Origin of the sequence: Jongsikchunia kroppenstedtii DSM 45133, from assembly GCF_000380485.1 — a bacterium.
GTDB lineage: Bacteria > Actinomycetota > Actinomycetes > Mycobacteriales > Mycobacteriaceae > Jongsikchunia > Jongsikchunia kroppenstedtii.
The window spans coordinates 57,813-79,712 of record NZ_AQYG01000049.1 but is presented as its reverse complement, the minus strand read 5'-3'; the positions used below and the strand labels follow the sequence as shown (position 1 = coordinate 79,712).

The following is a 21,900-nucleotide window of genomic DNA, read 5'->3' as shown; positions in this document are numbered from 1 at the left end:
TGGTGGTCGCCTACTCCGGAGGCGCCTCGACGACCACTGCCCGTGGCGCGGCGGTGCGGCCCTCCCGAATCCGTCGTTCCAGTTGGGTGGCGACGATCGACAGTGTGAAGTTGATGATGATCATGATCACCGCGACGACGATCAGCGCCGGCAGATAGTTGCCGAAGTAGGTCGCCGACTGGATGCCGGACCGCACGATCTCGATGTAGCCGATGAGGTAGCCGAGCGCACTGTCCTTCAGCGCGATCACCATCTGCGACACCAGCGCCGGCAGCATCGCGGCCACCGATTGCGGCAACAGGATCAGGAGCATCGACTGCGACTTCCGCATGCCCAGCGCCTGGGACGCCTCGGTCTGCCCGCGAGGCAGCGACTTGATGCCCGACCGCAGGAGCTCCGCGATCACCGAGCCGTTGTAGAGGGTCAGGCCGGTGACCGTGGCCGCGAATGCCAGCTGGCTCGACGGAAAGACGGCGTACTGGGCGAAGAGGTAGTAGGCGAAGATGATCAGGATCAGCACCGGGATCGACCGGAAGAACTCCGTGACGATGCCCGCGACCCAGCGCACCGACCGGTGATCCGACAGTCGGCCGATACCGAGCACCGCGCCCAGTACCAGCGCGAACACGATCGACAGCACCGCCGACTTCAGCGTGCCCCACAGACCCGGCAGCAGGTAGGTGGTCCACATGTCGGCCTGGGTGAACGGCTCCCACTTCTCCCACGTCAACTGCTGCTTGTCGTCGAGCACCCACACCGCGTAGGCGACGGCAGCGATCAGTATCACGCCGAATGCCACCGCGATGATGCGGTTGCGTATCCGGGCGCGGGGCCCGGGAGCGTCGTAAAGAACCGTGGCGGTCTGGGTCGTCATCATCGCCGTACCGCCAATCGTCGTGCGAGCGCGCCGAATACCAGGCTCTCGGTCAGGGTGAGGATCATGAAGCCGACGGCGAAGATCGCGAAGACCGCGACCACCTGGTCACCGTGATTCTCGATCTGTTCCTTCATCAGCAGCGATGCCTCGCCGACACCGATCGCGGAGGCGATCGTGGTGTTCTTCGTCAGCGCGATGAGCACGCTGCCGAGCGGCACGATCACCGATCGAATCGCCTGGGGGAGCACGATGATGGTGAACACCTTCGTGAACGGCAGGCCCAGCGATCGGGCGGCCTCGGCCTGGCCGATCGGAACGGTGTTGAAGCCCGACCGCAACGTCTCGCAGACGAATGTCGATGTGTACAAGACGAATCCGAGAACGGCCAGCCAGAAGTTGTTGTTCTTGATGAAGTTCTCGTTCTCCGGGGCGAGCGCCAACCCGAGCTTCCCGTACAACCCGATCGAGCAGAACACGACGATCAGTGTCAGCGGGGTGTTGCGCACGATGTTGACGTACCAGGTGCCGAACACCCGCATCACAGGCACCGGCGAAACCCGCAGCGCGGCAAGTACGGTTCCCCAGATCATGGATCCCAACGCCGCCCAGAATGTCAGCTTGATCGTCACCCAGAACGCCGGCCACAGCTGCGGCGCGACGTCGCTCCAGAGTCCGCTCACGACGCACCTCCCGGGCACGGGGTCGATTTGCTGTTGACGAACGCGAGGTCACCGACCGTCGGGAACAGCTTGTATCCCGAGCCGGGGGCGTTCGCCCGCGCGATCCAGGAGTCGACCGTACTGTTGCCCAACGACTTTCGCAGGTCTTGTTCCCAGACTCCGCTGCTGATCATGGCGTTCAGTGCCTCGTTGACCTTGGCGACGCTGTCCGGATCCTTCTTGGACATCCCGATTCCGTAGCGCTCGGTGGAGAACGGCGAGCCCGCCTTCTTGAAGGCCTTGTTGACGCAGGCATCATGCGAGTACGTCAGGCTGACGAGCCGGAACTTGTCCTTGTACTGCCGGAAGTCGGCGAACCCGGCGAGGATCGTCTCGTCGGTGGTCAGGGCTGCGACTGTGCCGTCGCGCAGTGCGTCCACGCACAGCGAGTAGGTGTCGAACTCCTGCAATTGGACCTGGGGGAGTTGAGCTTTCACGTTCTGCGCCGGCGTCGATCCGGCGACCGAGCACAGCTTGCGGCCCTTGAGGTCGTCCAGCCCGTTGATCGGATGCTTGTCGGTGGCCGAGACCAGCAGCCCCTGGTACGTGACCAGATACGGCCCGGCGAAGCTCACCTTCTTGCTGCGCGCGGCGTTGATCGAATAGGTGGCGGCGATCATGTCGACCTCGCCGTTGTCGATCAGGGTCTCGCGCTGCGCACTCGGCGTTTCCTTCCAGTGGAGCTTCGGCTGTTTGCCGCCGTTGTAGCGGTCGGCGAGGTAGCTCACAACATAGCGGGACACATCGGTGTCGAAGCCCGTGAAGGTCTTGTCGGGTTCGCGCTGCCCGAGGCCGGGCTGGTCGAATTTGGTGCCGAGGATCACCGAGCCGTTTCGAATCGAATCCATCAGGCTGCGCGGCTCGGTGCTGCCGCAGGCGCTGGTCATCGCGGCGACCAGCGCGAGGATCGCCGCGGCACAGATCAGGGTGGGGTTCATTCGCATATCGCGCACTCGCATATCAATGACCGAGGATCTTGCCGAGGAAGTCCTTCGCCCGGTCCGACTTCGGCGCCGTGAAGAAGCTTTCGGGATCTGAGTCCTCGACGATGGCGCCGTCGGCCATGAAGATGACGCGGTCGGCCGCCTTGCGGGCGAAACCCATCTCGTGGGTCACCACCAGCATCGTCATGCCCTCTTTGGCCAGCGACACCATCACGTCCAGGACCTCGTTGACCATCTCCGGGTCCAGCGCCGAGGTCGGCTCGTCGAACAGCATCACCTTCGGGTCCATGGCCAGGGCGCGGGCGATCGCCACGCGCTGCTGCTGGCCGCCGGACAGCTGCGACGGGAACTTGTCCTTCTGGTCCGCGATGCCGACCCGTTCGAGCAACTCGATGGCCCGCGCCTGCGCCTTGGCCTTGCTCTGTCCGCGCACCTTGATCGGCGCCAGGGTCACGTTGTCGAGAATCGTCTTGTGGGCGAAGAGGTTGAACGACTGGAAGACCATTCCCACTTCGGCGCGCAGTGCTGCCAGCGGTCGCCCTTCCTCGGGGAGCAGGTCACCATCGATGCGGATCGTGCCCGAATCGATCGCCTCGAGCCGGTTGATCGTGCGGCAGAGCGTTGACTTTCCCGAACCCGATGGACCCAGCACGACGACGACCTGCCCGCGAGACACCTGCAGGTCGATGTGCTTGAGGACATGCAGATCGCCGAAGCTCTTGTCGACGGATTCGAGGGAGATCATCGGCGTCGTATCGGGGTGGGCCGAATCGGATCGGGGTGCCGGGTCGGGCGGCGAGACGGTCATGTCGCAGACCCTATGCCGAGTGGGCCCGCGAGTCCGACAATTGCCGCCGAGCGTCATCAATTGTTAATGCCACCTGGGCTGCACGTACCCTGGACGGGTGAGTGGTGGACTGCAGACCCTGGATCTAACGAGTACGACGAGCGCCTCGTCCGGGACCCCGCGCAGCTACCAGGTCCGCACCTACGGGTGCCAGATGAACGTCCATGATTCGGAGCGGATCGGCGGACTACTCGAGGATGCCGGGTATGTGCGCGCGGCGGACGGGACCGATGCCGACCTGGTCGTGTTCAACACGTGCGCGGTCCGGGAGAACGCCGACAACAAGCTGTACGGAAACCTGTCGCATCTCGCGCCGGTGAAGCAGGACCGCCCGGGCATGCAGATCGCAGTCGGCGGCTGTCTGGCGCAGAAGGACCGCGACACCGTGCTGAACAAGGCGCCGTGGGTCGACGTCGTCTTCGGCACGCATAACATCGGCTCCCTGCCGACCCTGCTGGAGCGGGCGCGGCACAACCAGGCGGCTGAGGTCGAGATCATCGAGTCGCTTGAGGCATTTCCGTCGACGCTGCCGGCGAAGCGCGAGTCGGCCTTCGCCGGGTGGGTGTCGATCTCGGTGGGCTGCAACAACACCTGCACGTTCTGCATCGTTCCGTCGTTGCGCGGCAAGGAGGTCGACCGCCGGCCGGGCGACATCCTCGCCGAGGTGCAGGCGCTGGTCGACGAGGGAGTCCTCGAGGTGACGCTGCTCGGACAGAACGTCAACTCATACGGTGTCAACTTCGCGGCCGACGCTCCTGTTGATGGCCGGGTCGCAAGCTCCCCGGATCGCGACCGCGGCGCGTTCGCCAAGCTGCTGCGCGCCTGTGGCGAGATCGACGGGCTCGAGCGGGTCCGCTTCACCTCGCCGCATCCGGCCGAATTCACCGACGACGTGATCGAGGCGATGGCGGCGACGCCGAATGTCTGTCCGCAACTGCATATGCCGCTGCAGTCCGGCTCGGACCGGATCCTGAAGGCGATGCGCCGCTCGTACCGGAGCGCGAAGTTCCTCGGCATCATCGGCAAGGTGCGCGCCGCGATGCCGCACGCCGCGATCACCACCGACATCATCGTGGGCTTCCCGGGCGAGACCGAAGAGGACTTCCAGCAAACCCTGGAGGTCGTTGAGAAGGCACGGTTCTCGTCGGCGTTCACCTTCCAGTACTCGCCGCGCCCGGGCACCCCGGCGGCCGACATGGCCGATCAGGTGCCCAAGGATGTGGTCACCGAGCGTTACCAGCGGCTGATCGCGCTGCAGGAACGCGTCTGCCTGGAGCAGAACCGGGAGCTCGTCGGCAATACGGTCGAGCTGCTGGTGACCGGCAGCGACGGCCGCAAGAGTGCCGAGTCCGGTCGATTGGCCGGCCGTGCCCGCGATGGCCGGCTGGTGCATTTCGCCGCCGACGCGTCCCAGGTGCGCGCGGGCGACGTGGTGACGGCCGAGATCACCGCTGCCGCACCGCATCATCTGCTCGCCGATGGCGGCCTGCTGTCTCACCGGCGCACACGCGCGGGGGATATGACCGAACGCGGACAGACACCGTCCACCCCGCCGATCGGTGTGGGACTGGGCATTCCGGGGATCGGCGCGCCCGCCCCGGCGCCGGCGGACGCCGGCTGCGCGACTGGAGGATGTGCATGATGACCGAAGAATCGAACGCAGAAGACCGCGGCACCGACGGGTCGTCCGGAGCCGAGAAGCCTTCCGAGGCCGAGGCATTCGACGGATTCAAGGACGACTTGGAGCGAGCCGAGCGGAAGGTCGCCGGCGAGATCGACCCCGGCGCCCGCGCGCTGGTCGTCGCGATCGCCGTGCTGGTGGCCATCGGGTCGCTGGTGCTGCCGCATACCGGGCATGCCACCGCGATCGATGTGCTGACGAGCGATTCCACCGCACACGCCGAGAACATCGTGATCACCTCACGCGTGTTCGTCTGGCTGACGCTGGTGTTCGGCATCGGGTTCTCGGCCCTGGCGCTGGTCACGCGGCGGTGGGTGCTCGCGTGGGTCGCGCTGTGCGGCAGCGCCGTTGCCTGCGTCGCCGGAATGCTGGCGTGGTGGTCGCGCAACACCCCGGGCCTCGACGGCGACCCGAAGCACGGCGTCGGCGCCGGCCTGGTGATCGGGTGGATCGCGATGTTCGTCATCACCTTCCACTGGGCGCGGGTGGTGTGGGCGCGCACGAACTATCACCTGTCGCTGGAGGCGCAGCGCCGCGACGAGGCCGCGGAGGCGGAGAAACGTGCGCTGGCTCTACAGCGCCGGGCCGGCCAGGCGGCCGATGCCCCGCGCGCCAAGCCGGCCGCCGGCAAAGACGACGCTTAACCCAGCTGCGTCAGCACCGCTATGAGTTTTCGGTCGTATCGATCCGTGCCCGCGCTCACCGCCAACCCAGCGCCGGCGCCACCTCCGTCAGGATCGACTCGATGATGTGCGCGTTGTATTCGACGCCGAGTTGGTTGGGCACCGTCAGCAGCAGGGTGTCCGCCGCCTCGATGGCTTCGTCCCCCCGGAGCTGCTCAATGAGTCTGTCCGGCTCGTCGGCGTAGGACTTGCCGAACCGAGCGATCCCGCCGTCGATGTGGCCCACTTGGTCCGAGCTGTGGCGGTCGCGGCCGAAGTAGGCGCGGTCGGTGTCGTTGGTGAGCGCGAAGATGCTGCGGCTCACCGATACACGCGGCTTCCACTCGTGGCCGGCTTCCTTCCAGGCATCCCGGAACCGTTGGATCTGTTCGGCCTGCAGCTGGTGGAACGGCACCCCGGTGTCCTCGGTCAGCAGCGTCGACGACATCAGGTTCATGCCTTCGCGCGCTGTCCATTCGGCGGTCGCGCGGCTGCCCGCACCCCACCAGATCCGCTCGCGGAGACCTTCCGAATGCGGCTCCAGCCGCAGCAGTCCTGGAGGATTCGGGAACATCGGCCTCGGATTGGGTTGCGCGAACCCGTCGCCGTTGAGCAGTTCTAGCGTCAGCTCGGTGTGCCGGCGCGCCATGTCGGCGTCGGTTTCGTCGTCAGAGGGCGCGAAGCCGAAGTAGCGCCAGCCGTCGATCACCTGCTCCGGCGATCCCCGCGAGATCCCGAGCTGCAGTCGACTGTCGGAGATGAGGTCGGCCGCCCCGGCGTCCTCCACGAACGTGAAGGGATTGACGTAGCGCATATCGATGACGCCGGTTCCGATCTCGATGCTGGAGGTCTTGGCGCCGACTGCCGCCAGCAGAGGAAACGGCGATCCGAGTTGCCGCGCGAAGTGGTGGACGCGGAAATAGGCGCCGTCCGCCCCCAATTCCTCGGCGGCCACCGCGAGGTCAATGGATTGGTGCAGCACGTCGGTCGCGGTGCGGGCCTGCGAGCCGTGTCCGTCCGACCAGTGGCCGAACGACAGGAACCCGATCTTTTTGCTCATGTCTCAGTAACCGGACCCAAGTCCGATTAATTCCGGCTCTTCTTTGTGTTGGTTCGGGAGACCGTGCCGGCCGATCGATCGTCGTCGGCTACCGATCTGCGACGGCGGATTCGGCGGTTTGCGCCCATTCGCGCCACTGGGCGGCCTGCTCGCGCAGCTTCTTGGCGTCGCGATCCTTGCCGGCAGCCTCGGCCTTGGCGGCCTGATCCTCCAACTGTGCGACGCGGCTGGCGAATTGCTCGGCCCGGGCCTGTGCCTCCGGGTCGGTGCGGCGCCACTGGGCGCCCTCGGCGTCGCGGATCTTCTTCTCCACCTGCTTGATCCGTGATTCCAGCGCATTCATCTGATCGCGCGGGACCTTGCCGATCTCGTCCCATTTGTCGCGCAGCGTCCGGAATGCGCGTCGAGCGGCTTCGAGATCGGTTGCCGGATCCAGCTTTTCGGCGTCGGCGAGCAGCGCTTTCTTCGCCTCGGCATTGTGGGCGAACTCGGCATCGCGTTCGGAGGTGGCGGCATTGCGCGCGCCGAAGAACACGTCCTGGGCGGCCTTGAAGCGGGCCCAGAGCGCGTCGTCCTGATCGCGGGGGGCGCGGCCGGCGGCCTTCCACTGCGACAGCAGCTCGCGGAACTTGGCGCTGGTGTCGCCCCACTCGGTGGAGTCCTGCAATGCTTCGGCCTCAGCGATGATCTCTTCTTTCTTGGACTTCGCGCCGGCCCGTTCGCGGTCCAGCTCGGCGAAATGCGCGCCCCGGCGGCGGTTGAACGCGTCCCGGGCCGCCGAATACCGCTTCCACAACACATCGTCGGTCTTGCGGTCGATCCCCTTGATCGTCTTCCACTCGTCGAGGATCGCGCGCAGCCGGTCGCCGGCCGACTTCCAGTGCGTCGACTCGGCACCGATCTGCTCGGCCTCGGTGGCCAGCTCCTCTTTGCGGGCGATCGCGGCGGCGCGGTCCTTCGCGCGGTGCTCCTTGGCCTCGGTCGCCGACTTGCCGCAGCCCTCGATCAGCTTGGCGAGTCGGTCGGACAGCTCGTCGACATCGCCGATGACGGCGGCGGTGGGCAGCTGGTCGGCCAGCGCCTGGGCCGCCACGGCCATCTTGCGTGGATCGCCCGTCCCGGCGGTGAGCCGGGTCTCCAGGATCTCGACCTCGGTGGACAGGTCGTCGTAGCGCCGCGCGAAATGATGCAGGCCCTCGTCGGGCGATCCGGCCTGCCACTGGCCGATCTCCCGCTCGCCATCCCGGGTCTTGAGCCAGACTGTGCCGTTCTCGTCGATCCGGCCGAACTTGCTCGGGTCGGTCGGCGGGTGCGGATGCACGACCGGGATGACCGTGGAGGAGAGGACGGCGGGTTTCGGGCCCGGACCGGGCTTGGGCCCGGGGCGAGGGATGGGCTTCGGTGTCGGTTTCCCGTCGCCGTGGTCCGAAGCTCCGGTAGTGGAATCCCCCGTGGTGTTGTCGGTCATAACGTCCTCATCCCGCCGCGCGTCACGGCTGCCATCCGTCTATAAGTGCACGCCCGCGGTATGCAGGGTGTCTGCCAATTGAATCAGTAGTTTCCGGTTTCCGGGGCCGGATACGGCCCCGGGCGGCGTCCAGATCGGTGATTTCGCTGCGGGCGGGCCGGAGGCCGGTCGAATCGCCGTGCTCGGCTAGCGTTGCGGATGTGTTGACCGCTGCCGTGTTCGTGCCCGGAGCGCCTCTGCTGATCCCGGAGCTGACCGGTTCGAGCGTCGACCCCGACGTGGACGCTGTCCGCGGCGCGGCGATCGAGGCGGCGTCCGGACTTGCCGCAGATGTATCGGACTGGCTGATTCTCGGGGCCGGGTCGGCCGATCCGAGTGTCGCCGACGGTGTCGGCACGTTCGCCGGCTTCGGGGCCGATGTTCCGGTCCGGCTGTCGCCGACCGCCGACGGGTCGGCCGATCCGCGATGGCCGCTCGCGCTCCTGGTGGGTGGATGGCTCCGCGGGCGGGCCGCGCCCGACGCGACCGCGCGGACCGCGCTGATCGATCCGGCCAGTACGCCGCAGGACTGCGCCGATCGTGGCCGCCGGTTGCGGGCGGAATGCGAGACCGCATCCGGGTCGACCGGCTTGCTGGTCGTGGCCGACGGGGCGACGACGCTGACCGCCAAAGCCCCAGGCGGCTTCCACGCCGACGCGCAGCGCTGGCAGGACGATCTGGTCGCCGCGGTCGGCGGCGACCTCGACGCCCGGTCCCGGGTGGTCACCTGGCCGGCGACCGACGCAGCGGCGGTCGGTATCGACGGCCGCGCCGTGTATCAGGTCGCGCTGGCCGCGCTCGACGGTGCGTGGGATGCCGAGAACTGCTATGCCGCAGCGCCTTTCGGGGTCGGCTATGTCGTCAGCCGATGGCGCCGGTCGACGTGAGCACCTCGATGTCGGGGCCGTCGCCGATCGCGGTGATCGGGCCGACCGCCACCGGCAAGTCCGATCTGGCCCTCGATCTCGCCGAACGCCTCGGCGGCGAGATCGTGAATATCGATGCGATGCAGCAGTACCGCGGCATGGACATCGGGACGGCGAAGCTCGCGATGTCGGAGCGTCGCGGCATCGCGCACCATCAGATCGATGTCCTGGACGTCACCGAGACCGCGACGGTTGCGCGGTACCAGGAGGCGGCGCGCGCCGACGTCGAGGACATTCTGCGCCGCGGCCGGGTGCCGGTCGTGGTCGGCGGATCGATGATGTACATCCAGTCCCTGCTGGACGATTGGCAGTTTCCCGCGACCGATCCGGTGGTGCGTGCCGAGTTCGAGGAGCAGTTGGCGGCAGACGGCCCGCTGCGGATGCACCAGCGGCTCGCCGAAGTCGACGCGACCGCCGCGGAGACGATCCTGCCGACCGACGGCCGGCGCATCGTGCGGGCGCTGGAGGTCGTCCGGCTGACCGGCAGGCCGTTCGCGGCCTCGCAACCGCAGATCGGCGAACCGCGGTGGGGGACGACGATCATCGCCCTCGACCGCGACACCGCCGAGCTGGATGAGCGGATCGCCCGGCGCACGGCACTGATGTTCGAGACCGGGCTGGTCGACGAGGTGGCCGCGCTCATCGAGGATGGCCTGCGCGGCGGCGTGACGGCCGCTCGAGCGATCGGCTACGCGCAGGTGCTCGCCGCCCTCGACGGCGACTACGACCTCGACAAGGCGCAGGAGCTGACATTCATCGGCACCCGAAGATACGTCCGACGGCAGCGATCGTGGTTCCGTCGCGATCCCCGGGTTCATTGGCTGGACGCGGGGTCCGCCGACCTCCTCGATCGGGCAGCGGTGCTGGTCGCCGACGAACAAGGCGCAGGTCGTCGGCCGGTAGACTGGCCGCGATGACCGGTATCGAATTTCTCAAGGGACACGGGACGCAGAACGACTTCGTCGTCCTGCCGGACCCCGATGTCGCGCTGTCGCTGGACACCGATTTCGTGTCCGCGCTGTGCGACCGCCAGCGGGGGCTCGGTGCCGACGGCGTGCTGCGGGTCGCCACCGCCGGGGCGCTGGTGAACGCCGGCGTGCTGCCCGCGCTCCCGGAGGGCGTCGGATCGGCCGACTGGTTCATGGACTACCGCAATGCCGACGGCAGCATCGCCGAAATGTGCGGCAACGGGGTGCGGGTGTTCGCGCACTATCTGACGACGGCCGGATTGGTCGACGGGCCGGAGTTCGTCGTCGGATCGCGGGCCGGGGCGCGGCCGGTGACCGTGCATTCGGCCGACGCGGATGCCGCGGACGTCAGCGTCCAGATGGGGCCTGTGCGTCTCGGTGCGCACAGCAAGGCGACGATCGCCGGACGTACCTTCGCGGGAATCTTCGTGGATGTCGGCAATCCGCATCTGGCCTGCGTCGAGGATGGTCTCGACTCCGCCGGGCTGGCCGAGATCGATCTGGATGTTCCTGCGGCCGAACTGGATTCGACGGTGTTCCCGCATGGCGGCAACGTCGAGGTGATCTCGGTGCGGGATGAGTCCTCCGTCGCGATGCGGGTGCTGGAGCGGGGCTCGGGGGAGACCCGCAGCTGCGGAACCGGAACCGTTGCCGCAGCCGCAGCGACGTTGCTGGCCCGCGGCGAGTCGACCGGCGAGGTCGCCGTCCATATTCCCGGCGGCGTGGTCCAGGTGCGGATCGCCGAGGACGGCAGTGTGCTCCGCGGTCCGTCGCGTCTCGTGGCCCGCGGCACGCTCACGGCGCAAGCGCTGTGACGCCGTCGAAAGTGACCGCCGGACTCGTTCGCGGTGCACCCGGCGCCGAAATTGGGATGCGGGCGAACCGGGCAGCGCGGCATCATGAATCGCGATGCCAGTGACTGAACAAGAACTCTCCGCAACCGCCCTTCCTTCTTCCGGGCGGCAGCCGACGACCGGCGAACTCCAACTCGATGAGCGGAGTTCGCTGCGCCGTGTCGGCGGGCTCTCGACCGAGCTGACCGATGTCACCGAGGTCGAGTACCGACAGCTGCGACTGGAACAGGTGGTGCTGGTCGGCGTTTGGACCGAGGGCACGTCTGCCGAGGCCGAGGCGAACATGGCCGAACTCGCCGCGCTCGCCGAGACCGCCGGATCGGCGGTGCTCGATGCGGTGATCCAGCGTCGTGACAAGCCGGACCCGGCGACGTATATCGGGTCGGGCAAGGCCAATGAGCTGCGCGATCTGGTGGTGGCCACCGGCGCCGACACCGTCATCTGCGACGGCGAACTGACGCCCGCGCAGCTGAACGCGCTGGAGAAAGTCGTCAAGGTCAAGGTGATCGACCGCACGGCGCTGATCCTCGACATCTTCGCGCAGCATGCGACGTCCCGCGAGGGCAAGGCCCAGGTGTCGTTGGCGCAGATGGAGTATATGATCCCGCGGCTGCGCGGCTGGGGTGAATCGATGTCCCGGCAGGCCGGCGGTCGGGCCGGTGGTGCCGGCGGCGGCGTGGGTACCCGTGGTCCCGGCGAGACCAAGATCGAGACCGACCGTCGGCGCATCCGCGAGCGAATGGCCAAGCTGCGACGCGAGATTCGGGAGATGAAGACCGCGCGGACCGTCAAGCGGCAGCAGCGTCAATCCGGCGCGGTGCCGACGGTGGCCATCGCCGGTTACACGAACGCCGGCAAGTCGAGTCTGATCAATGCCCTCACCGGCTCCGGGGTGCTGGTGCAGAACGCCCTCTTCGCCACGCTCGATCCGACCAGTCGCCGGACCGAATTGCCGCCCGCCGCAGACGGTTCCGGCGGCGGCCGCGAGATCGTGCTCACCGATACCGTCGGCTTCGTCCGGCATCTGCCGACGCAGCTCGTCGAGGCGTTTCGATCGACCCTCGAAGAGGTCGCCGAGGCCGATCTGATCGTGCATGTCGTCGACGGCTCGGATCCCATTCCGACGCGCCAGATCTCGGCCGTGCGCACCGTCGTCGAAGGGGTGTTCGCGGAGGCGGGTATCGCCGCGGCGGATGCGCCGCCGGAGTTGTTGGTGATCAACAAGATCGATGCCGCTGACCCGACCGTGTTGGCACAGCTGCGCGGACTGTTCGACGGCGCGGTATTCGTGTCGGCGCACACCGGCGAGGGCATCGACGAGCTGCTCGACCGGATCCGCGAGGCGGTCGGCCGGGCCGATGTCGAACTCACCGTGCAGATTCCGTTCTCCCGCGGCGATGTGGTGTCGCGGATCCATGCGCAGGGTGATGTGCTCAATACCGAGCACAACGCGGACGGGACGCTGATGCGAGTGCGGGTTCCGGCCGACCTGGCCGCCCAGCTGACGCCGCTGCGTGTGACGGACTAGGCGAGGCAGAGTCGCGGATCAGTCTGCCGGAGCGGCGATTCCGCTCTGAAACGCGTACGCCACGGCGGCCGCCCGATCGCGCAGCCCGGCCTTGGCGAACAGGTTGTTGATATGCGTCTTCACCGTCGACTCGCCGATGAACAGCCGCGCGGCGATCTCTCGATTGGTCAGTCCGGAGGCGATCAGCCCGAGAACCTCGCGCTCGCGGGCCGTGAGATCGCCGGCGCCGGGGTCTGAACGCGGTGCGGCTGCGGCCTTTCCGCGGGCGGCGGCGGCCCGCACCAATCGCATCTGCACGGACGGATCCAGGACCGACTGGCCGGCCGCCGCGGCGCGGATGGCGGCCGCGATCTCGGCCCGGCCCGCGTCTTTGGTCAGGTACCCGCGGGCGCCCGCATCGAGTGCGGCGAATACGGATTCGTCGTCGTCGAAGGTCGTCAGCACGACGACGGGCAGATCGGGTCGTTCATCGAGGATGCGGGCGGTCGCCGCCGCGCCGTCCAGCGCCGGCATGCGGAGGTCGGTGAGTACGACATCCGGTTGATGCTCGCGGGTGAGCGCGACCAGTTCGGCGCCGTCGGAACCGACGCCGACCACGTCGATGTCGTCGAACAGGTCGAGCATCATGGCGAGTGCGTCCCGGATGGTCGCCTGATCGTCGGCCAGCACGACCCGGATCGGTGGGGAATCGGTTTGCCGGGCATCACCGTTCACGATTCCTGACGCTCCTGTCCGGTGTCGGTGGGTAGCTCGAGGGATACGGTCCACGATCCATCGGGATCGGCACCGGCGATCAGCAGGGCGCCGAGTTCGGCGGCTCGTTCACGCATGCCGACGATACCGACACCGCTGCCCGGTGACGGGTCGGGTGGGGTCGCCGGTGGTGCGTTGCGCACGGTGACCTTCAGCATGGTGTCGGTCTGTTGAACGGTGACTGTCGTCGCCGCGCCAGGCGCATGGCGACGAGCGTTGGTGACTGCTTCGGTGACGATCCGCAGTACCGCAGCGGTGCGGCGGGCGTCCAGCGCGACGGAATCTGTTGGTGCATCAAGATGTTCATTGTCGAACTGCAGGAGCGAGCGGATCGCCGGGATCAGTTCGAGGGTCTCTTCGCGCAGTGCATAGACCGCGCTGCGGGCGTCGGCGAGTCCGTCGGTCACCATCTGCCGGGCCTGATCCACCGCGGTCCGGGCCTGGTCGGCGCGACCGGAATCCAGCAGCGCCTCAGCCAGATTGAGCTGCATGTTGACGCCGGAGAGCGAGTGCGCCAGAACATCGTGCAGGTCCCGGGCGATACGACCGCGCTCGGCCAGCGCACTGGCGCGTGCTTCTGCCGTCGCGGCCCGCTGGGTCTCGAGCACCTTCTCGTCAGCGAGTCGGAGCATCTGTTGGCGGCTTTGCCTGGTCATGCCGAACAGCACCGTAAATCCGACGAGCAGGGTCGGGGCCCAGAGGTACCCGGTGCCGTGATGGAGAGCAACGGCGATTGCGGAGAACATCGAGCAGCAGCAGGCGACGACTATCGCCGCGCGAGTGGGTAGTGAATAGCCGGCGTGGCCGGCGACGTAGCAGCAGAAGACCGACGCGGCACTGGACGGATCGAAACCGATCAGCAATGCGCCGAATACCGCCGCCAGAGACAGGAGCAGAAACCGGCGACGTGGAGAGAGATGGTCGGGTGCAATCAAGCGGACGAACGTAAAGGCGATGTTGACGATGAGCAGCGACAGACCGTATAGACCACGACCGGTCACTCCCAGTGGCGAAACCGTCGTCGCTGCTATGACGGCGATGATGACGATCACCGGCCATTGATTGCGCGCCTTCCCGATCGTGTCGAACAGCGGACCGGCCGGCGGGGGCGGGGTGAAGTCGTTGAAACCGAGCCAGCGATCGACCGCGGCGACGTTCACGAAGGACATATCGCCAGCCTGCCACGGGTGTACGGGTTGATCGGCGCACATCGCGGGCTGTGGCGCGATCTCCACCCGGATCTCCACCCGAACGCCCGCTCGGCCCGTGCTCTACACTGCGATAACAATCATTCCTGCATGTTTTGTTTGGACGCCTGTCTAGGAGGCACTGTGGAACGCACGATCTTCGAACCCGAGCACGACCTGTTCCGGGAGGCCTACCAGGGCTTTCTCGCCCAGCACGTGGCACCGAACCACGCCCGGTGGGAAGAGCAGGAAATCGTCGATCGCGACGTCTGGCTCGAGGCGGGTAAGAACGGCTTCCTCGGGATGGCTATCCCCGAGGAGTTCGGCGGCGGTGGCGTCGACGACTTCCGCTACAACGCCATCATCGGCGAGGAGAGCGCCCGCGGCGGCTTCAGCGGACCGGGATTCACCCTGCACAACGACATCATCGCGCCGTACCTGATGGCTCTCTGCAACGACGAGCAGAAGCAGCGGTGGTTGCCCAAGTACTGCAGCGGCGAGATGATTACCGCCATCGCGATGACCGAGCCCGGCACCGGCAGCGACCTGCAGGGCATCCGCACCACGGCGACCAAGTCCGGCAGCGACTGGATCATCAACGGCTCCAAGACATTCATCACCAACGGCATCAACGCCGATCTGGTGATCGTCGTCTGCCGCACCGACCCGGAAGCCGGCTCGAAGGGCTTCAGCCTCATCGCCGTCGAGCGTGGCATGGAGGGTTTCGAACGGGGGCGCAACCTCGACAAGGTCGGCCTCAAGGCGCAGGACACCGCCGAGCTGAGTTTCAACGATGTGCGCGTGCCCGCCGAGAACCTCCTCGGCGAAGAGGGGATGGGCTTCATCTACCTGATGCAGAATCTGCCGCAGGAGCGGCTTTCGATCGCCGTCGCCGCAGCCGCCGCGATGGAGTCGGTGCTCGAGAAGACCATCGAATACACCAAGGACCGCAAGGCGTTCGGCAAGTCGATCGGCAACTTCCAGAACAGCCGGTTCCTACTCGCCGAGCTGGCGACCTCGACCGCGGCCACCCGCGTCTTCGTCGACCGCTGCATCGACCTGCTCGTCCAGGGCAAGCTGACCGTTCCCGAGGCCGCGATGGCCAAGTACTACGCCAGCGAGAACCAGGTACACCTCATCGACCGCTGCCTGCAGTTGCACGGCGGCTACGGATACATGCGCGAATACTTCGTCGCCAAGGCGTTCCTCGACGCTCGCGTCCAGACCATCTATGGCGGAACCACTGAAATCATGAAGGAAATCATTGGTAGGTCGTTGGGCGTCTGATACCTGCGCCAACGCACCTCTGGATCCCCGGTCTTGGCTTTGCGCCGAGGCCGGGGATCCTCGCGTTTCGCTAGATTCTGCGGATCACCGTCACTACTTTGCCGAGGATCTGGGCGTGGTTGCCGTCGATCGGGTCGTACTCGACGTTGTGCGGCATCAGCCAGACCTGGCCGCCCGCAACGCGTTTGAACGTCTTGACGGTTGCCTCGCCGTCGAGCATGGCGGCCACGATGTCGCCGTTCTCGGCGACGTTCTGCTGGCGCACCACCACCCAGTCGCCGTCGCAGATCGCCGCGTCGACCATCGAATCGCCGACCACCTTCAACAGAAACAGCGATCCCTCACCGACCAGCTCGCGGGGGAGCGGGAACACATCCTCGACGGCTTCTTCGGCGAGGATCGGGCCGCCGGCGGCGATCCGGCCGAGGACCGGGACGAAGGTGGGTGTAGGCAGGGACGTATCGCCCTCGCCCAGCACCGACGTCGTCGGCTCACCGTCGCTGTCCTGGACGTTGATCGCGCGCGGACGGTTGTCGTCGCGCTTCAGGAAGCCCTTGCGTTCGAGGGTGCGAAGCTGGTGCGCCACGGACGAGGTCGATGTCAGTCCGACGGCGTCGCCGATCTCGCGAATGCTCGGCGGGTAGCCCCGCTCTCGAACAGATGCGCGGATGACTCCCAGTACGCGTTGTTGCCGATCAGTCAGGCTGGCCTCGGCGCCGGGCTCGGGCGTCGCGTCGCCGGATCCCTCGTCTGACCCGCGCTTTTCAGTCATCGGGATACCTCTCCTGTCGGTGGTGTTGTCGACCACGCTAGCCGAGAAGGTCACAAGTTTCAAACATCTGTTCGACCGATGTTGCGCACTTGTCGGAGCCGCGTGGTACAAATTCGAACATAGGTTCACTCAAACGGGTGTTCGAAGAATGATCGAAGGAGAGACGACATGGCCACGGCACTGGCACTGCGTTCCACCGATATCTACACCGACGATTTCCGCGCCCCGGTCCGCGGCTCCGGAAGCACCGTTCGCCGTTCCGGCGGCACGGCGGTTCGCGGTCCGCGGGATGGCCGCGGCGGCCGCGTGCGCCCGTACGGTCAGCGGCCCGGCGGGCGGCCGATGTCGGCATCGCCGGCGGGCACCGCATGCGCGGGAATGCCACGCGAGCCGCGGTCCGTCTATGCCCGGCGGCGGGCCTGGGCGGTCGGCATTCTCGTGGGCCTGGGTCTCGCGATCACCGTGTTCGTCGTCGGCCTGGTGGGCAACGGAATCGAGCAGGCGACGCTGCCCGCGTCGGCGCAGACCGAGGTCGTGCACGTGAAGCCGGGCGAGACCATCGGCGATGTGGCACAACGCGTTGCGCCGACGATGCCGTCGTCCGTTGTCATCGACAAGATTCTCGATCTCAATGATCTGCCGAATGCGCAGCTGATGGCCGGTCAGCCGCTGCTCGCGCCCGTCTACCAGCGCTAGCGGGCGGGCGCGGTGCGGACCAAGCCGCCGACGGTATTGATCGGCGCTGGACCACCAGTATTCTGGGCAGCGCCCGTGTATAACGCGCCGGATTCCGGTGCGGTCGTACCACTGCCTGCCGAGGATGCGCCGATGCACTGCCCGTTCTGCAAGAACGAAGACACCCGCGTGGTCGACTCGCGCCTGGCCGACGAGGGGCAGGCGATCCGCAGGCGCCGGTCGTGCAATGAATGCGGACGCCGTTTCACGACAGTCGAGAGTGCCGTACTCGCCGTCGTCAAACGAAATGGCGTCACCGAACCATTCAGTCGCGAGAAGGTGATGAAGGGTGTGCGCCGCGCCTGCCAGGGCCGGCAGGTCGACGACGACAAGCTGCAGAAGTTGGCGCAGGCGGTCGAGGACTCGGTGCGATCCAGCGGGTCGGCGGAAATCCCCAGTAACGAGGTGGGTTTGGCGATCCTCGGCCCGCTGCGCGATCTCGACGAAGTCGCCTATCTGCGGTTCGCGTCGGTCTACCGGTCGTTCGCGTCGGTCGACGACTTCCAGCGCGAGATCGACGAGCTGCGTTCCGCCCGTGCCGATTCCTGATCGAGTAGTTATCGCAGTTCGCTGATCATCTTCTTCGCGCGCTTCTCAGAAATCGGATACGCGGTACCGAGTCGCTGCGCGAACAGGCCGACTCGCAACTCTTCGACGATCCAGCCCGCGCGCTCATTGAGGTCGTCGCGGAGGTCGACGGAGACGGAATCGGCGACCGAATTCCAGTGCCCCACGGTCCGATCGACAGCGGCCATCGCTTCGGTGTCGCGCGACTGCGAGGCCGGCAACGCCTCCAAGCGCGTGCGCGCGGCGCGCAGATAGCGGGGCACTTGCTGTAGGTGAGCCAACGCGGTGGCGCCGACGAAACCGTCGAAGACCAGGTTCTCCAGCTGGTCGACGACGTCGTCGGCCGCTTGCCGCACCCGGCAGCCGTCGATCGTCGAGCGCAGCGGCCCGACTTCGCGCAGCGTGTCGACCGCTGCGGTGAAAGCGGTCAGCGTGCGGGCACCCAGCTCGGCGCGTACCCGCTCCCGCAGGGCGGCGAACTCGGCGGTGGTGCGTGGCAACCCGTTGTGCGACAAAGCGTCTGCGCGAAGGATGTCGTCAAGCGCCGTGAGTCTGCAGTCGGCGATCAGCCGGTCGGTGTCCCGGTACGGGCTCTGGCTCAGGGCCAGCCGGCTGGGGGAGTCCAGGACCGACAGCAGGTTGCGACGCGACGCCGTCAGCTGCAGATCGAGCAGCCTGCGCACCGCCAGATGATGATTCGTGTCGCGTTCGCGTTCGGTGATGAAGACGCGGACACGCACGCCATCACCGGAGACGGCCAGACCTGGGTAGCCGGTGACCTGCTGGCCGGCAATCGATTGCACGACTTCGCGTTCGAGCGTCCCGAACGTGTCGTCGGACCAGTCGCGGGCGGGCGGGCCGCCGCGCTCGTCGACCGCCTCACGATGCGCATGCTCGGCGGAGTCGGCCAGTTGCTGCTGCAGCTCCGGAAGACTCTTGCCGGAGGCCACGGCCCGGCCGCGATCGTCGACGACCAGATACGTCATCCGCAGGTGCGCCGGCAATTCAGTCGGCCGTAGGTCGCCGGGGGATAGCGCCACCCCGGCGAGCGACGAGACCTCCCGCGCGAGCCCGGTCACCAACGGCTCGCTGCGCGGCCGCAGCCGGGCGAGTGCCGCGGCGGCGATATCCGGAGCGGGAACCACCTGGCGCCGCAATGCTTTCGGCAGGGTGCGGATCAGCTCGGCGGCGAGTTCGGCGCGATAGCCGGGCACCAGCCAGTCGAAACCGGCGGCCCGGATGGTCGGCAGCAACGGCAATGGGATCACCGCGGTCACCCCGTCGTCCGGGTCGCCCGGTGAGAATCGATACCGCAGCTCCAACTCGGTGCTGCCCTGCACCCAGCTACCGGGGAAGTCGCCGGCCTGCACCGCGTCCGTACCTGCGGCCGCGACGTCGTCGGCGGTGAATGTCAGGGAGTCGGGATGCTTTCGACGCTCCTTGCGCCACCACGTGTCGAAGTGACGGCCCGACACCACATCGTCGGGGATCCGCTTGTCGTAGAAGTCGAAGAGGGCATCGTCCGAGACCACCAGGTCGCGCCGCCGCGCGCGGTCCTCCAGCCCGGCGACGTCTTCCAGTAGTTCGCGATTCTGTTGAAAGAACGCGTGACTCGTGCGCCAGTCGCCCTCGACCAGCGCGTGCCGGATGAACAACTCGCGGGCCAGGGGCGGATCGATCCGGCCGAGCGGCACCAGCCGGTCGGCCGCCAGCGTCACGCCGTAGAGGGTGACCCGTTCGGCCGCAACGGCCCCGGATCGCTTGGCCGACCATCGCGGTTCGCTGTAGCTGCGCTTGGCCAGTGGTCCGGCAAGGCTTTCGGCCCAGGCCGGGTCGACGCCGGCGACGGTCCGTGCCCACAGGCGTGAGGTCTCGACCAGTTCGGCGGCCACCACGAATCGTGGCGGCTTCTTAGCAAGCGAGGAGCCCGGGAAGATGGCGAACCGGGTGCCGCGGGCGCCGAGGAATTCTCGTGTCTCGGCGTCGCGCAGGCCGATATGGCTGAGCAGCCCGGCGAGGACGGACTGATGGATGACGTCGGGTGTCGCGGCGGCCGAATTGGGCTGCCATCCCAGGTCTTTGGTCATGCGACTCAGCTGGCCGTGCAGGTCGCGCCATTCGCGGATCCGCAGCCAGTGCAGGAATTCGCGGCCGCACTGCTTGCGGAACTGATTGCCCGACAGCGTCTTCTGCTGCTCGCCCAGGTATTTCCAGAGCTCCAGATAGCTCAGGAACTCCGATCCGGGGACCGCGAATCGGGCGTGCGTCTCGTCGGCGGCCTGTCGGTGTTCGGCCGGGCGTTCGCGCACGTCGGGAATGGACAGGGCGGCGACCAGGATCAGCATTTCGGCCAGGGCGCCGTTCTGATGCGCGGCAACCAGCATCCGGCCCAGGCGCGGATCGACCGGTAGCTGCGACAGCTCCCGGCCGACCGGAGTCAACGTGCGTTCGGGGGACTGGGTGCCTGCCTGTGATGGCCCTGCCTGTGATGGCCCTGCCTGTGATGTTCCTACCGGGTTCAGCGCGCCGAGCTCTTCGAGCAGCGCTACGCCGTCGCGGACCGACTTGGGGTCGGGCGCCTGGACGAACGGAAAGGCCGCGATGTCGCCCAGGCCGAGTGCGGTCATCTGCAGGATGACGGCCGCGAGATTGGTGCGCAGGATCTCGGGATCGGTGTGTTCCGGACGGGATTCGTAGTCGTCCTCGCTGTAAAGGCGGATGCAGATGCCGTCGGCGACGCGGCCGCAGCGCCCCGCCCGCTGTCGGGCGCTGGCCTGCGAGATCGGTTCGATCGGGAGCCGCTGCACCTTGGTGCGGTACGAATAACGCGAGATGCGAGCGGTTCCGGCGTCGATCACGTAGCGGATCCCGGGGACCGTCAGCGAGGTTTCGGCAACGTTGGTGGACAGGACGATTCGCCGGCCGGAATGGGGCGCGAACACCTTTTGCTGGTCGGCGTTCGAGAGGCGGGCATACAGCGGCAGGATGTCGATGCCGCGATTCTTCAGGTGCCGCAACGATTGCTCGGTGTCGCGGATCTCCCGTTCGGTCGGCAGGAAAACCAGAATGTCGCCGGATGGGGCGTCCGAACACAGTTCGTCGACGGCGGCCGAGATCGCTTGCTGCTGATCGAGATCCACGTGCTCATGCTCGGGATCGTCAGGCTGCAGCTGCAGCGGACGATAACGGATTTCGACGGGATAGGTGCGACCGCTGACCTCGATGATCGGCGCCGGGCCGGCGGGCCCGGCGAAATGTTCGGCGAATCGCCCGGGCTCGATCGTCGCCGAGGTGATGATGACCTTGAGGTCGGGTCGTTTCGGCAGCAGTTGTTTGAGATAGCCGAGGATGAAATCGATGTTCAGGCTGCGCTCGTGCGCCTCGTCGATGATGAGGGTGTCGTAGGCGCGGAGGAATCGATCCTTGGTGATCTCGCGCAGCAGTATGCCGTCGGTCATCAGTTTGACGAGCGTGGTGTCGGATACCTGGTCGGTGAACCGGACGGAGAATCCGACCGCGGTGCCGAGTTCGGTCTGGCATTCCTCGGCGATCCGGGTCGCCACGGCACGGGCGGCGAGCCGGCGTGGCTGGGTGTGGCCGATCATCCCGCGTCGCCCGCGACCGAGTTCCAGGCAGATCTTCGGCAGCTGCGTCGTCTTGCCCGAACCGGTCTCGCCGGCCACGACGATCACCTGATGCTGCTGCAGCGCCGCGGCGATCTCGTCGCGGGCCGCCGACACCGGCAGCTGTGCTGGGTAGTCGAGGTGTGGTGCGACGGCCAGCCGGCGCTGCAGGCGGGAACGGCTCTTCTCGACATCGCGTGCGACGCGTTCGAGGGCGTCCGCAGAGTCGGCGCGGCGCAGTTTGCGGCGCAGCCGGTGTTCGTCGAGGAGGGTGACGTCGGCGAGCGCCGCGTACAGCTGTGCCTTGGTCGGCGACGGCGCGGGCTCGGAAGTGCGCGAAGGCGGGGTGGGCCCAGAAGTGACAGGCATGCTGCACCAAGCCTAATGGGGTTCGGCATGATGT

At 67.2% G+C, this 21,900-nt stretch carries 19 protein-coding genes; 9 read left to right on the top strand and 10 right to left on the bottom strand.

What is annotated here, in order from left to right:
• Positions 1-10: 10 nt before the first annotated feature.
• From G341_RS22155 to G341_RS0114505, 4 genes are read right to left on the bottom strand one after another with little or no spacing between them, the layout of a single operon-like run.
• A complete protein-coding gene (locus tag G341_RS22155) occupies positions 11-874 on the bottom strand; it encodes an amino acid ABC transporter permease (protein ID WP_018179881.1) in 864 nt (287 codons plus the stop codon).
• Entirely contained in the window at positions 874-1,557 is a 684-nt protein-coding gene (locus G341_RS0114515) for an amino acid ABC transporter permease (protein WP_018179880.1), read from the bottom strand. The genes G341_RS22155 and G341_RS0114515 overlap by 1 nt, the downstream gene beginning before the upstream one ends.
• Positions 1,554-2,540 (bottom strand): glutamate ABC transporter substrate-binding protein, encoded by a 987-nt coding sequence (locus tag G341_RS0114510; protein ID WP_026303695.1) that lies wholly within the window; start codon positions 2,538-2,540, stop codon positions 1,554-1,556. The genes G341_RS0114515 and G341_RS0114510 overlap by 4 nt, the downstream gene beginning before the upstream one ends.
• A 16-nt stretch (positions 2,541-2,556) precedes the next feature.
• Complete coding sequence (locus tag G341_RS0114505; RefSeq protein WP_026303694.1) at positions 2,557-3,285, bottom strand: amino acid ABC transporter ATP-binding protein; 729 nt, start codon at positions 3,283-3,285, stop codon at positions 2,557-2,559.
• Between the two features lie 181 nt (positions 3,286-3,466).
• On the opposite strand from G341_RS0114505, the gene miaB reads away from it, so the two are divergent.
• Together miaB and G341_RS0114495 are read left to right on the top strand one after the other, a co-directional pair.
• Positions 3,467-5,029: a tRNA (N6-isopentenyl adenosine(37)-C2)-methylthiotransferase MiaB gene (gene miaB / locus G341_RS0114500; protein WP_043451683.1), complete on the top strand. Its 1,563-nt coding sequence runs from the start codon at positions 3,467-3,469 to the stop codon at positions 5,027-5,029.
• Positions 5,029-5,712 (top strand): Rv2732c family membrane protein, encoded by a 684-nt coding sequence (locus G341_RS0114495; protein ID WP_018179876.1) that lies wholly within the window; start codon positions 5,029-5,031, stop codon positions 5,710-5,712. Before miaB ends, G341_RS0114495 begins: the two co-directional genes overlap by 1 nt.
• Before the next feature lie 55 nt (positions 5,713-5,767).
• On the opposite strand, the gene G341_RS0114490 is transcribed toward G341_RS0114495, so the two are convergent.
• On the bottom strand, positions 5,768-6,790 hold the full coding sequence (locus G341_RS0114490; protein ID WP_018179875.1) for an LLM class flavin-dependent oxidoreductase: 1,023 nt from the start codon (positions 6,788-6,790) through the stop codon (positions 5,768-5,770).
• Between the two features lie 88 nt (positions 6,791-6,878).
• Positions 6,879-8,258: a DUF349 domain-containing protein gene (locus G341_RS0114485; protein ID WP_051092835.1), complete on the bottom strand. Its 1,380-nt coding sequence runs from the start codon at positions 8,256-8,258 to the stop codon at positions 6,879-6,881.
• Between the two features lie 200 nt (positions 8,259-8,458).
• Between G341_RS0114485 and G341_RS0114480 the strand changes: the two genes are divergently transcribed.
• The 4 genes from G341_RS0114480 (at position 8,459) to hflX (ending at position 12,573) form a co-directional block, all read left to right on the top strand.
• Positions 8,459-9,184: a class III extradiol ring-cleavage dioxygenase family protein gene (locus G341_RS0114480; RefSeq protein ID WP_018179873.1), complete on the top strand. Its 726-nt coding sequence runs from the start codon at positions 8,459-8,461 to the stop codon at positions 9,182-9,184.
• On the top strand, positions 9,166-10,140 hold the full coding sequence (miaA, locus tag G341_RS0114475) for a tRNA (adenosine(37)-N6)-dimethylallyltransferase MiaA (RefSeq protein ID WP_018179872.1): 975 nt from the start codon (positions 9,166-9,168) through the stop codon (positions 10,138-10,140). Before G341_RS0114480 ends, miaA begins: the two co-directional genes overlap by 19 nt.
• Positions 10,137-11,006 (top strand): diaminopimelate epimerase, encoded by an 870-nt coding sequence (gene dapF / locus G341_RS0114470; protein ID WP_018179871.1) that lies wholly within the window; start codon positions 10,137-10,139, stop codon positions 11,004-11,006. The genes miaA and dapF overlap by 4 nt, the downstream gene beginning before the upstream one ends.
• A 94-nt stretch (positions 11,007-11,100) precedes the next feature.
• Positions 11,101-12,573, top strand: coding sequence for a GTPase HflX (gene hflX / locus G341_RS0114465; protein ID WP_043451620.1), 1,473 nt, complete (start codon positions 11,101-11,103; stop codon positions 12,571-12,573).
• 18 nt (positions 12,574-12,591) lie between these two features.
• Here the strand turns inward: hflX and G341_RS0114460 are convergent, their stop codons facing one another.
• Together G341_RS0114460 and G341_RS22150 are read right to left on the bottom strand one after the other, a co-directional pair.
• On the bottom strand, positions 12,592-13,287 hold the full coding sequence (locus G341_RS0114460) for a response regulator transcription factor (RefSeq protein ID WP_018179869.1): 696 nt from the start codon (positions 13,285-13,287) through the stop codon (positions 12,592-12,594).
• Positions 13,284-14,495, bottom strand: a complete 1,212-nt coding sequence (locus G341_RS22150; protein ID WP_162140719.1) for a sensor histidine kinase — start codon at positions 14,493-14,495, stop codon at positions 13,284-13,286. The genes G341_RS0114460 and G341_RS22150 overlap by 4 nt, the downstream gene beginning before the upstream one ends.
• A gap of 162 nt (positions 14,496-14,657) precedes the next feature.
• On the opposite strand from G341_RS22150, the gene G341_RS0114450 reads away from it, so the two are divergent.
• Positions 14,658-15,800: an acyl-CoA dehydrogenase family protein gene (locus G341_RS0114450; protein ID WP_018179867.1), complete on the top strand. Its 1,143-nt coding sequence runs from the start codon at positions 14,658-14,660 to the stop codon at positions 15,798-15,800.
• Between the two features lie 70 nt (positions 15,801-15,870).
• Here G341_RS0114450 and lexA read toward each other — a convergent pair whose 3' ends face one another.
• Positions 15,871-16,572, bottom strand: coding sequence for a transcriptional repressor LexA (gene lexA, locus G341_RS0114445; protein WP_018179866.1), 702 nt, complete (start codon positions 16,570-16,572; stop codon positions 15,871-15,873).
• Between the two features lie 168 nt (positions 16,573-16,740).
• Here lexA and G341_RS24185 point away from each other — a divergent pair, with 168 nt between their 5' ends.
• Both G341_RS24185 and nrdR read left to right on the top strand, forming a co-directional pair.
• Positions 16,741-17,268 carry a LysM peptidoglycan-binding domain-containing protein gene (locus G341_RS24185; protein WP_018179865.1) on the top strand — a complete coding sequence of 176 codons (528 nt, stop codon included), beginning with the start codon at positions 16,741-16,743 and terminating at the stop codon, positions 17,266-17,268.
• Positions 17,269-17,400: 132 nt separating this feature from the next.
• Complete coding sequence (gene nrdR, locus G341_RS0114435) at positions 17,401-17,856, top strand: transcriptional regulator NrdR (protein ID WP_026303692.1); 456 nt, start codon at positions 17,401-17,403, stop codon at positions 17,854-17,856.
• An 8-nt stretch (positions 17,857-17,864) separates the two neighbouring features.
• Here nrdR and hrpA read toward each other — a convergent pair whose 3' ends face one another.
• Positions 17,865-21,866: an ATP-dependent RNA helicase HrpA gene (gene hrpA / locus G341_RS0114430; protein WP_018179863.1), complete on the bottom strand. Its 4,002-nt coding sequence runs from the start codon at positions 21,864-21,866 to the stop codon at positions 17,865-17,867.
• Positions 21,867-21,900 lie beyond the last annotated feature (34 nt).

What these genes read in the sequence shown, in the direction of transcription:
- G341_RS22155 (WP_018179881.1), bottom strand. Translation starts at nt 874, where the DNA reads ATGACGACCCAGACCGCCACGGTTCTTTACGACGCTCCCGGGCCCCGC.
- hflX (WP_043451620.1), top strand. Translation starts at nt 11,101, where the DNA reads ATGCCAGTGACTGAACAAGAACTCTCCGCAACCGCCCTTCCTTCTTCC.
- G341_RS0114510 (WP_026303695.1), bottom strand. Translation starts at nt 2,540, where the DNA reads ATGCGAATGAACCCCACCCTGATCTGTGCCGCGGCGATCCTCGCGCTG.
- miaA (WP_018179872.1), top strand. Translation starts at nt 9,166, where the DNA reads ATGGCGCCGGTCGACGTGAGCACCTCGATGTCGGGGCCGTCGCCGATC.
- nrdR (WP_026303692.1), top strand. Translation starts at nt 17,401, where the DNA reads ATGCACTGCCCGTTCTGCAAGAACGAAGACACCCGCGTGGTCGACTCG.
- G341_RS22150 (WP_162140719.1), bottom strand. Translation starts at nt 14,495, where the DNA reads ATGTCCTTCGTGAACGTCGCCGCGGTCGATCGCTGGCTCGGTTTCAAC.
- G341_RS0114485 (WP_051092835.1), bottom strand. Translation starts at nt 8,258, where the DNA reads ATGACCGACAACACCACGGGGGATTCCACTACCGGAGCTTCGGACCAC.
- dapF (WP_018179871.1), top strand. Translation starts at nt 10,137, where the DNA reads ATGACCGGTATCGAATTTCTCAAGGGACACGGGACGCAGAACGACTTC.
- G341_RS0114505 (WP_026303694.1), bottom strand. Translation starts at nt 3,285, where the DNA reads ATGATCTCCCTCGAATCCGTCGACAAGAGCTTCGGCGATCTGCATGTC.
- hrpA (WP_018179863.1), bottom strand. Translation starts at nt 21,866, where the DNA reads ATGCCTGTCACTTCTGGGCCCACCCCGCCTTCGCGCACTTCCGAGCCC.
- G341_RS24185 (WP_018179865.1), top strand. Translation starts at nt 16,741, where the DNA reads ATGGCCACGGCACTGGCACTGCGTTCCACCGATATCTACACCGACGAT.
- lexA (WP_018179866.1), bottom strand. Translation starts at nt 16,572, where the DNA reads ATGACTGAAAAGCGCGGGTCAGACGAGGGATCCGGCGACGCGACGCCC.
- G341_RS0114490 (WP_018179875.1), bottom strand. Translation starts at nt 6,790, where the DNA reads ATGAGCAAAAAGATCGGGTTCCTGTCGTTCGGCCACTGGTCGGACGGA.
- G341_RS0114495 (WP_018179876.1), top strand. Translation starts at nt 5,029, where the DNA reads ATGACCGAAGAATCGAACGCAGAAGACCGCGGCACCGACGGGTCGTCC.